The 9,250-nt window shown below is 63.7% G+C and carries 9 protein-coding genes, 2 tRNA genes and 1 pseudogene; 6 read left to right on the forward strand and 6 right to left on the reverse strand.

Annotation, left to right across the window (positions count from 1 at the left end):
* The 3 genes from ACTTAI_RS06055 to ACTTAI_RS06065 are packed head-to-tail and all read left to right on the forward strand — an operon-like array spanning position 1 to position 1,338.
* Positions 1-165, forward strand: coding sequence for a hypothetical protein (locus tag ACTTAI_RS06055; RefSeq protein ID WP_444454905.1), 165 nt, complete (start codon positions 1-3; stop codon positions 163-165).
* Entirely contained in the window at positions 152-451 is a 300-nt protein-coding gene (locus tag ACTTAI_RS06060) for a helix-turn-helix domain-containing protein (protein ID WP_074555961.1), read from the forward strand. The genes ACTTAI_RS06055 and ACTTAI_RS06060 overlap by 14 nt, the downstream gene beginning before the upstream one ends.
* Entirely contained in the window at positions 337-1,338 is a 1,002-nt protein-coding gene (locus tag ACTTAI_RS06065; RefSeq protein WP_444455704.1) for a tyrosine-type recombinase/integrase, read from the forward strand. Before ACTTAI_RS06060 ends, ACTTAI_RS06065 begins: the two co-directional genes overlap by 115 nt.
* Positions 1,339-1,420: 82 nt before the next feature.
* Here the strand turns inward: ACTTAI_RS06065 and ACTTAI_RS06070 are convergent.
* The 4 genes from ACTTAI_RS06070 to ACTTAI_RS06085 all read right to left on the reverse strand — a co-directional run bounded on the left by ACTTAI_RS06070 (position 1,421) and on the right by ACTTAI_RS06085 (position 6,320).
* Positions 1,421-1,495 (reverse strand) — tRNA-Val (locus tag ACTTAI_RS06070).
* Between the two features lie 19 nt (positions 1,496-1,514).
* The gene (locus ACTTAI_RS06075; protein ID WP_444454906.1) at positions 1,515-1,871 is read right to left on the reverse strand and encodes an HU family DNA-binding protein; all 357 of its coding nucleotides are present in this window, start codon (positions 1,869-1,871) and stop codon (positions 1,515-1,517) included.
* A 136-nt stretch (positions 1,872-2,007) separates the two neighbouring features.
* Entirely contained in the window at positions 2,008-4,419 is a 2,412-nt protein-coding gene (gene lon / locus ACTTAI_RS06080; RefSeq protein ID WP_444454907.1) for an endopeptidase La, read from the reverse strand.
* Between the two features lie 560 nt (positions 4,420-4,979).
* Entirely contained in the window at positions 4,980-6,320 is a 1,341-nt protein-coding gene (locus ACTTAI_RS06085; protein ID WP_444454908.1) for an ATP-binding protein, read from the reverse strand.
* 39 nt (positions 6,321-6,359) lie between these two features.
* Between ACTTAI_RS06085 and ACTTAI_RS06090 the strand changes: the two genes are divergently transcribed.
* The 3 genes and pseudogenes from ACTTAI_RS06090 to ACTTAI_RS06100 form a co-directional block, all read left to right on the forward strand.
* Complete coding sequence (locus ACTTAI_RS06090; RefSeq protein WP_444454909.1) at positions 6,360-7,232, forward strand: MBL fold metallo-hydrolase; 873 nt, start codon at positions 6,360-6,362, stop codon at positions 7,230-7,232.
* 66 nt (positions 7,233-7,298) lie between these two features.
* A tRNA-Asn gene (locus ACTTAI_RS06095) sits at positions 7,299-7,373 on the forward strand.
* A gap of 52 nt (positions 7,374-7,425) precedes the next feature.
* Positions 7,426-7,635: pseudogene (locus ACTTAI_RS06100) on the forward strand (DUF6538 domain-containing protein); the annotation flags it as partial.
* A gap of 614 nt (positions 7,636-8,249) precedes the next feature.
* On the opposite strand, the gene ACTTAI_RS06105 reads toward ACTTAI_RS06100, so the two are convergent.
* Together ACTTAI_RS06105 and ACTTAI_RS06110 are read right to left on the reverse strand one after the other, a co-directional pair.
* A complete protein-coding gene (locus ACTTAI_RS06105; RefSeq protein ID WP_444454910.1) occupies positions 8,250-8,570 on the reverse strand; it encodes a J-domain-containing protein in 321 nt (106 codons plus the stop codon).
* Complete coding sequence (locus ACTTAI_RS06110) at positions 8,567-9,184, reverse strand: TetR/AcrR family transcriptional regulator (RefSeq protein ID WP_444454911.1); 618 nt, start codon at positions 9,182-9,184, stop codon at positions 8,567-8,569. The genes ACTTAI_RS06105 and ACTTAI_RS06110 overlap by 4 nt, the downstream gene beginning before the upstream one ends.
* Positions 9,185-9,250 lie beyond the last annotated feature (66 nt).

Consider the following 9,250-nt stretch of genomic DNA (forward strand, 5'->3'; position numbering starts at 1 on the left):
ATGGCTGGCAAAACCAAGATTGGCTGGACCGGCGCCACCTGGAACATCATCACCGGCTGCAGCATGTATCGCATCGGCAAGCGCGCATCTGGCCGCATGCTCGACGGCCGCACCTGGGACGAAATGCCGGGAAGCAAAGGGGGGCAAGCCAATGACCAAACATGACCAGCGCCCGTTCACGCCGGAAACGTTGGCCGATCTGTGGGGCGTCTCTCCGCAGACGGTGCGCAACTTGATACACCGGCGCGAACTGCGCGCTTACAGAGTCGGCCGCCTGTTGCGCATCAAACCCGACGCCGTCGAAGAATACGAAAGGAACGCGGAGCAATGCCCGACATCAGCATCGGACGCCTGCGAGGCGGATATTGCGTCTACTGGCACGACGATACCGGACGCCGCCGCTATCAGCTTGAGGCACGCACCCGAAAGGAAGCCGAGAGCGAGGCAATAGCCGTTTATCGCCAGAAAACCGCGGCATCGACCAGCGCGGCAACGGTGGCCTCGATCTGGGCAGACTACGTCCGGGATCTTGGCGACAAACCAACCGCAAAGACGATGGGCTACACCGGCAAGGCGATCCTGCCCACCTTTGGTCACATGGCGCCAGAGCAGATCGACCGCACCGCCTGCCGGGCCTATGCCACGGCGCGCGAGGCGGCCGGGATATCGCAGGGCAGCATCTGGACCGAACTCGGCCACCTGCAAAGCGCGCTGAACTACGGCAAAAAAACGCGCCTTTATGCCGGGGAGACCGTGCATGTCTGGCGCCCGCCGAAACCGGATCCCGAAAAGCGCATCCTGAATGCGGGTGAGGCGCGGCGCTTGATCGAGCACGCCAGCGCGCCGCATATCCGCCTGGCGCTGATCCTGTTGCTCGGGACCGGGGCGCGGGTCGGCGCCGTGCTGGATCTGACCTGGGACCGGGTGGATTTCGAGCGCAACTGCATCAACCTGCGAATCGCCGACAGCAAGACCCGCAAGGGCAGGGCCATCGTGCCGATGAATGCCAGCGTGCGCGCCGCACTTTACACGGCGCGCGAGGCGGCACTGTCCGATTCGGTGATCGAATATGCGGGCGGGCCTGTGGCGTGCATCCGCAACGGCGTGAGCGCGGCGGTTCGCCGGGCCAGGCTGGGGCATGTCACCATCCACGAGTTGCGCCACACCGCGGCGGTTCACATGCTCGGGGCAGGGGTGCCGCTTGAGAAAGTCTCGCAGGTCCTCGGCCACAGCAACACCGCGGTGACGTTCCGAACCTATGCGCGCTACCTGCCGAACCAGATGGACGATGCCGTCGCGGCGCTCGACTTCATGAACCTGCGGAAGGTTCCGAAGTGACATTCTAGGTTCACCGAACCGGAGCGCGCTTCGTAGAAATGAAGAAAGCGCCGGAAAAATCCAGCGCTTTCAACGTGAAACATGGTGGGCGATAACGGATTTGAACCGCTGACATCTTCGATGTGAACGAAGCGCTCTACCGCTGAGCTAATCGCCCGGTAGCGGGGTGTTTAGCGTCACTCCTCGGCGACCGCAAGGGGGTCTTCTGCGGAATCGTCATCCTTTTTCGCATCCTCCGCCGTGCCCATCCGGCGCAGCTTGACATGAAGCATGTCGCCACCCGCCTTGCTGATGCTGCGCGTCACCGAAATCTTGCCAAGCGGCGGCAGAACCAGCGTCTCGCCCTTGGCCAGCGCTTCGCCCAGCGTTGCAAGGACCGCCTCGGTCAGATCGCGGGCGACCGGCTTCTTGGCGCCGCTGCGCAGCACCACGCGCTCGACGAAATCGCGTTTCTTGACCTGAACGCTGAGCGCGGCGCCGCCATCGCCCGCTTCGGCCGCGTCCGCGTCGGATGTCTTCGTGGATTTGCTCATGGCTGCCCCATTGGTTCTTCGATCGCCCAGAGGTTAGGTCGCAATGCCGCAACAATCCATCAGATTGCGGAGCACGCGGCCCTGAAAAAAAGACGCGCCCCGAAAGGGGCGCGCCGGGGATCAATCGTCGTGAGGATCAATGCGCGGTGGCACTGGCGGCTTCGGCCCGCGCCGCAGCGGCGGCCGCAGCGGCGGCTTCCTCGGCCGCTTCGTCCCATTCCACGGGCTCGGGCATCCGCACCAGCGCGCGGGCCAGAACCTCGCGCACATGGGTGACCGGGATGATCTCCATCCCTTCCTTCACGTTCGCCGGGATGTCGGCGAGGTCCTTTTCGTTCTCTTCCGGGATCAGCACGGTCTTGATGCCGCCGCGCAGCGCCGCCAGAAGTTTCTCTTTCAGCCCGCCGATCGGCATCGCATTGCCGCGCAAGCTGACCTCGCCCGTCATCGCGATGTCCTTGCGCACCGGAATACCGGTCAGCACCGAAACGATCGAGGTCACCATGGCGAGCCCGGCCGAGGGACCGTCCTTCGGCGTCGCGCCATCGGGCACGTGCACGTGAATGTCGAGCGTTTCGAATTTCGGCGGTTTCACCCCGATTTCCGGCGCGATCGAACGGACATAGCTCGACGCCGCCTCGATCGACTCCTTCATCACGTCGCCCAGTTTCCCGGTCGTCTTCATCCGCCCCTTGCCGGGCAGCTTCAGCGCCTCGATGTGCAAGAGATCGCCGCCGACCGAGGTCCAGGCCAGACCCGTGACGACGCCGACCTGATCTTCGGCCTCGGCCAGACCATAGCGGTGCCGCTTCACGCCGAGATAATCGCCGAGTTTCGCCTCGTCGACCGTGACCGATTTCACCGTGCCCTTGGCCTTGATGATCTCGGTCACCGCCTTGCGAGCGGTCTTGGCGATCTCGCGTTCCAGGTTCCGCACCCCGGCTTCGCGCGTGTAGTAACGCACGATGTCCGAAAGCGCCCCGTCGGTCAGGGTGAATTCGCCCTTCTTCAGCCCATGCGCCTTGACCTGTTTGGGGATCAGGTGCTGACGGGCGATCTCGGACTTTTCATCCTCGGTGTAGCCCGCAAGGCTGATGATCTCCATCCGGTCCAGAAGCGGCCCGGGCATGTTGTAGCTGTTCGCCGTGGTCAGGAACATCACGTTCGAAAGGTCATATTCGACCTCCAGATAGTGATCGACGAAGGTCGAGTTCTGTTCCGGGTCGAGCACTTCAAGCAGCGCCGAGGCCGGATCGCCGCGGAAATCATGCCCCATCTTGTCGATTTCATCGAGCAGGATCAGCGGGTTGGTCGTCTTCGCCTTTTTCAGCGCCTGAATGATCTTGCCCGGCATCGAGCCGATATAGGTGCGCCGGTGGCCGCGGATTTCGCTCTCATCTCGCACGCCGCCAAGGCTGATGCGGATGAATTCCCGCCCCGTCGCCCGCGCGACCGAACGGCCCAGTGAGGTCTTGCCGACGCCCGGAGGGCCGACAAGGCACAGGATCGGCCCCTTGAGCTTGTCCGAGCGCGCCTGCACGGCGAGATATTCGACGATGCGTTCCTTGACCTTTTCAAGCCCGTAGTGATCGGCGTCGAGCACCTTTTCGGCGCCAAGCAGATCCTTCTTCACCCGGCTCTTCACGCCCCACGGCAGATTGAGCAGCCAGTCCAGATAGTTGCGCACCACCGTCGCTTCGGCCGACATCGGGCTCATCGAGCGCAGCTTCTTCAGCTCGCCCTCGGCCTTGTCCTTGGCTTCCTTCGACAGCTTGGTCTTGGCGATCTTTTCTTCAAGCTCGTTGAGCTCGTTCTGACCATCCTCGCCATCGCCCAGCTCGCGCTGGATCGCCTTCATCTGTTCGTTCAGGTAATATTCGCGCTGCGTCTTCTCCATCTGGGATTTGACGCGCGACTTGATCTTCTTCTCGACCTGCAGGACCGAAACCTCGCCCTGCATCAGGCCATAGACCTTTTCGAGCCGCTCCGAGATGTCGAGCGTTTCGAGCAGTTCCTGCTTGAGTTTGACCTCAAGCCCCAGATGCCCCGAGACGAGGTCCGCCAGCTTGTCGGCCTCGCGGGTTTCGGCCACGGCGGCCATCGCCTCTTCGGGGATGTTCTTCTTGATCTTCGCGTAGCGCTCGAATTCCTCGGCGACCGAGCGGGACAGCGCCTTGATCGTGTCAAGGTCGCCCTCGACCTCGGTCAGGGTTTCGGATTGCGCTTCGAAGAAGCTGTCATTCGAGACGAATTCGGTGATCCGCACCCGCGTCTTGCCCTCGACCAGCACCTTGACGGTGCCATCGGGCAGTTTCAGCAGCTGCAGGACATTCGCCAGCACGCCGACGCGGAAGATGCCCTCGGCCGTGGGTTCGTCGATCGAGGGGTCGATCTGGCTGGCAAGAAGGATCTGGCGGTCGTCGGCCATCACCTCTTCGAGGGCGCGCACGGATTTCTCGCGGCCAACGAAAAGCGGCACGATCATGTGCGGAAACACCACGATGTCGCGCAGCGGCAGGACCGGATGGGTGGAGGGGAGTGCGGTCATTCTCTGTCCTTGTTTGCGGCGAAAGGCACTGGTCCCGCGATTGGCAACCCGTCCCTTCCCATGCCCCATATCTAGGGGGGGGCGGGGCACAGTTCAACTGCACCGGACCGACAGCCCTCCCCGCCGTCATCAAGCCTTCACACTGCGGCAGATCGCCCTGCGCTGCAAGCGAAGCTTGGTTCGAATTCGGTGCATCCTTAAGAACGACGCACCTGACCGTTCCTGCGCTGCGGATTTCCGGGCTTCCGGATTAACCAATGAGTAGGAAAGTCGCCCCTGACCCGACAAACCCTGCCGCGGTGAAAGACTTCGTTAAGAATTCGAGCCCTAGCCTGACTTCGGGAAAGTGGGAACTGGTGTGAAGGAGTGGGGTCGTGACAACGACAACAGCGGATATGCATGTCGATGCATCGATGTCGGCAGATCGGGCGGAGGCGGGGGGGGGCATGCCGTCGGGTTGGTGGCTGATCCCCTCGGTCTTGACCGGGGCCGGTATGTGGGTGGGCCTGTTTATCCTGATCCTCTGACCGCAGCCGCGTCTGTGTGGCAGGATCTTGGCCTTACAAAGGCAGGTGCAGTTCCGCCGCAAGACCGCTCAGCCGCGCGCTTTCGAGCAATTTCAGACTGCCGCCATGGCCGCGTGCAATATCGGCGGCGATCGCCAGACCAAGACCGACGCCCTGACCGCGGTCCTGGTTGCGTGCAGGATCCAGCCGCGTGAAGGGTCGCATAGCCTCTTCGCGCCGATCCGCCGGGATGCCGGGGCCGTCATCCTCGACAATGATGCGCAGGCTGCGCGAACGCACGGCGACCGTGACCTCGGCGTTCGTGCCGTATCGGACCGCATTGCCGATCAGATTTTCCAGCGCGCGCCGCAAGGCATCCGGGCGCACCACGGCGGTGACCGGGGTTTCAGGGCAGGCCACCAGCCGCACCGGCTGCCCGGCGCGGATCGCATCTTCGACCACCTGAACCACGAAAGGACAGATGTCGATGCGTTCGGCCTCGCCCGCCACGGCCTCTTCGCGCGCGACATTCAGGAAGGCGTCGATCATCTTGCCCATCTCGGTCACGTCGCGCGCCATCGCGGCGATCTCGGCCTCGGTCTCGGCCTCTTCGGGCAGCATCGACAGCCCCAGCCTGAGCCGCGTCAGCGGCGTGCGCAGATCGTGGCTGATCCCCGACAGCATCAGGCGCCGGCTTTCGGTCTGCCGCTCGATCCGGTCGCGCATCTCGAGGAAGGCCTTGCCCGCCGCCCGCACTTCCAGCGCCCCTGTCGGCCGATAAGCCACCACCTGTCCCTTGCCGAACGCCTCGGCCGCCTGGGCAAGGCGCTGGATCGGCCGCAGCTGGTTGCGCAGGAAAAGATAGGCGATCAGCGTCATCAGCACCGAGACGAAGACCATCAACACCAGAAGCTGGTGCGGGTTCGAGGCCGAGACCCAGCCGCGCGGAAAGGCGATGTAAAGCGGGCCGTAGCGGTTTTCGACCCAGAGCTGCACCCGTCCGCCATTGGTCAGATCGAGCGCGATCAGCCCCGGAAGCCCCGCATGCAGCGTCGATTGCACGGTGAGGCCGGTGAAATCGGTGATCTCGCGCGCGTCGGTGGCCGGGGCGGGGATCTGCGCGGGCAGCGCCAGGTCGAGATCCAGCGCCTGCGACAGTTCCGTCAACCGCGCTTCGGCCTGCGTCAGCGTTGCCGCACTGTCGGCGCGTTCGATCACCAGCGCAATCTCGCGCAGCATCGAGGTCGTCATCTGTTCGGTGACGCGTTCGAAATGGCGCTGGATGAAGACCACAGAGACAACAAGCTGGATCGTGACGACGGGCAAAATCAGGATGAGCGCGGCCCGACCGTAAAGCCCGCGCGGCAGGAATTGTTTGAGCCAGCCGAAATCCATGCCACAACCTAGCGGCGGAAGCGGCAGAGGGGAAGAGCCATGGATATCCTGGAACCGGACGTGCGGCGGCGGCTGGCGCCCAATCCCTCGGCGCTGACCCATCGGGGTACCTGCACCTATGTTCTGGGCACGGGCGAGGTGGCGGTGCTTGACCCCGGCCCGGCCGATCCCGGCCATCTGCGCGCGCTGCTCGATCATCTCGAACCGGGCGAGCGGGTGGGGGCGATTCTGGTCAGCCACGCGCATCTTGATCATTCCGAGGGGGCACGGGCCTTCGCCGATCTGACCGGAGCGCCGATCTTCGCCTTCGGCGGCCCCGAGGCGGGTCGCTCCGCGCGGATGCAGGCGCTTGCGGCCGAGGGGCTCGCGGGCGGTGGCGAGGGGGTCGATGCCGGTTTCCGGCCGGATGTGGTTTTGCTCGACGGCGAGACCCTCGCGATGGGCGACTGGTCGGTGACGGCGCTGCACACGCCGGGGCATTTTTGCAATCACCTGAGCTTCGCGATGGGCGATCGGGTTTTCACGGGCGACGTGGTGATGGGCTGGTCGACGACGCTGATCTCGCCGCCCGATGGCGATCTGGAGGCCTATTTCGCGTCGCTCGACCGGCTGGCGGGGCAGGGGGCGCGGATCTTCTATCCGGGGCATGGCGATCCGGTCTGCGATCCCGCCGCGCGACTGGCGGAACTGGCGGCGCATCGGCTCGCCCGGACCAAGCAGATTCTCTCGGTTCTGGCTGCCGGGCCTGCGACATTGTCGGCGCTGACGGCACAAGTTTACGTCGAAACGCCCGCCGCCCTGCACCCGGCGGCGGCGCGAAATCTCTTTGCGCACCTTGTTTCGCTGGTATTTCAGGGCCGGATCGAGGCCCATCCGCAGCTTGCGACGACGGCGATTTTCGAGATTGCATGAGGTGTGAAAAAAACCGTTTGACCCTCTTGCGCCCCCCAAACACCGCCGCTATACACCCCCTCGTGTTCCGGCGTAGCTCAGCGGTAGAGCAGTTGACTGTTAATCAATTGGTCGTAGGTTCGATCCCTACCGCCGGAGCCAAATCAACCAAATAACTGGCTGATATTGGGTGGATTTCTTGCGAGGGCAAGGGATGAACCCATCAGCGGATAACGAGCCGTATAACAAATCCGGCTCCTTCGTCTTCCAAAAATCCGGTGTTTTCTACTTCGTTCGGCGGGTGCCAACCGACCTCGCACGACATCACACCACACGCCGCATCTCGTTCTCGCTGCGCACCCGCTCGGCGGCAGCCGCAAAGCGGCAAGCCCAAGAAATCGCTGCCAAACTTGATCGTCAGTGGCACGATCTGAGGATGTCTGACGACACCATCGTCTCACGATATCTGCGCAAAATCCCCCAATCGTCTGAAACGATCCCGCAATCCGTGGGGATCGATCCTTCCCCAAGGGTTGCCGCTGATCCTGTTGCCGACCCTGTCGAAGCGTTGCCGAAACTCTCGGTTGCCGTAGAACATTATGTAGAACAAACGGGGCGGAATCGTCCGGCAAGTTTCCATCACGCTGTGCGCAGGGTCTCGCTGAGGCTCATCGATCTTTGTGGCGACAAACCTGCGGACAAATATTCCCGCAAAGATGCCTGCACCTTCCGGGACAGCCTTGTGAACAGCGGTCTGGCAGGAAGCACGATCGTCCGGGAGATCAACACGATCCGGGCGATCCTCAACTTCGCTGCGTCAGAGGCTGGGGTGTCGACTTCGACCACTTTCACGAAACTCTTCGTCGATGCCAAGAGGGGACGACCGAGCGGCAATGGTCCGCGATCTACGGCGCTTGAGCGCTTCGTTATAGGCGGGCCAGTTCCGGGTCTTGTCGGTCGGGCGGCTGCTCATCCAGAACACCTGCCAGACGGGATTTACGAGATGATTTCCCAAAGCGATTGCTGCAACAGAGCCGCTCAGCGGCCGTAAAACCGCCGCCGCGCCTCGACCTCGATGTCGAGGCGCAGCTGCAGATCGGCCAGAACCTTGGTCTCGCGGCGGCGGTCCTCTTCTGTCGTTGCCGCGCGCAGCCGGGCGGTTTGCGCCTCGACCGCCTTGCGCAGCTCGATTTCACGCGGCAGGGCCCCCGCCTCGGCCATGATGCGAAAACCGATGGCATCGGAACTGCCCGCATCATTGTCCATGTTGAGCGGCTTGCCCGCGCCGCGCAGGTTCTCGAACTGCCCCTCGGCCTGCGCCTTCAGGATCTGCCGCTCGGCCATGTCGGAAAACTTCATCGCACTCCTCCCTCAGAGCGGGCCAGCAGCCCGCGTTCGATTTCGGCAAAGACCGGCCAGAACAGCGCCAGCCCGCCGGGGCCGCGCGGACCAAAGGCGCTCAGCGCCCCGGTGATCATCAGCGCGGCTGGCAGCGGTTCGAGATCGGCACGGAAGACGCCCTGGGCGCGGCCCTGCGTCAGGATTTCGACATAGCGGGCGCACCAGCCGCGGGTGAACGCCTCGATCAGTGCGCCGATCGCGGGCTCGGAGGGGGCGATCTGCGTGAGTTGCGCGAAACAGGCGGCGAGTTCGGGGTGATCGCGCAGGCTGTCGTGATAGGCCTGCACCTCGGCGCGCAATTGTTCCTGTGCGCCGAGGTCGGCGGCGGGCAGGGGGGGCAGCAGCGCAAGAAACGTCTCACGCGCCGTCTCGGCCGCCAGCCGCAGCAGATCGGATTTCGTCGCCACATGGAAATGCAGCGTCGAGATGTTGATGCCGACGCGCGCCGCCACGTCGCGGGTGCGCAGTGCCGCGGCGCCCTTTTCGAGGATCAGCGCGATAGCCGCCGCCGCGATCATCTCGCGCCGCGTCTCTTGTCGCAGATAATGGTGAGGCGAGGTCTGTTTACCCATGAATCAATCATATGATTGATTCATGGGTATTTCAAGCCCGTTGCGCGGCTCGCGCGTCGCCGCGAG

The organism is Rhodobacter capsulatus (genome assembly GCF_052363175.1).
Classification (GTDB): Bacteria; Pseudomonadota; Alphaproteobacteria; order Rhodobacterales; family Rhodobacteraceae; genus Rhodobacter; species Rhodobacter capsulatus_D.

Excerpts from the sequence above, each read along its gene's own strand:
- ACTTAI_RS06055 (WP_444454905.1), top strand. The coding sequence starts at position 1 with ATGGCTGGCAAAACCAAGATTGGCTGGACCGGCGCCACCTGGAACATC.
- ACTTAI_RS06060 (WP_074555961.1), top strand. The coding sequence starts at position 152 with ATGACCAAACATGACCAGCGCCCGTTCACGCCGGAAACGTTGGCCGAT.
- lon (WP_444454907.1), bottom strand. The coding sequence starts at position 4,419 with ATGACCGCACTCCCCTCCACCCATCCGGTCCTGCCGCTGCGCGACATC.
- ACTTAI_RS06075 (WP_444454906.1), bottom strand. The coding sequence starts at position 1,871 with ATGAGCAAATCCACGAAGACATCCGACGCGGACGCGGCCGAAGCGGGC.
- ACTTAI_RS06090 (WP_444454909.1), top strand. The coding sequence starts at position 6,360 with ATGGATATCCTGGAACCGGACGTGCGGCGGCGGCTGGCGCCCAATCCC.
- ACTTAI_RS06110 (WP_444454911.1), bottom strand. The coding sequence starts at position 9,184 with ATGGGTAAACAGACCTCGCCTCACCATTATCTGCGACAAGAGACGCGG.
- ACTTAI_RS06105 (WP_444454910.1), bottom strand. The coding sequence starts at position 8,570 with ATGAAGTTTTCCGACATGGCCGAGCGGCAGATCCTGAAGGCGCAGGCC.
- ACTTAI_RS06085 (WP_444454908.1), bottom strand. The coding sequence starts at position 6,320 with ATGGATTTCGGCTGGCTCAAACAATTCCTGCCGCGCGGGCTTTACGGT.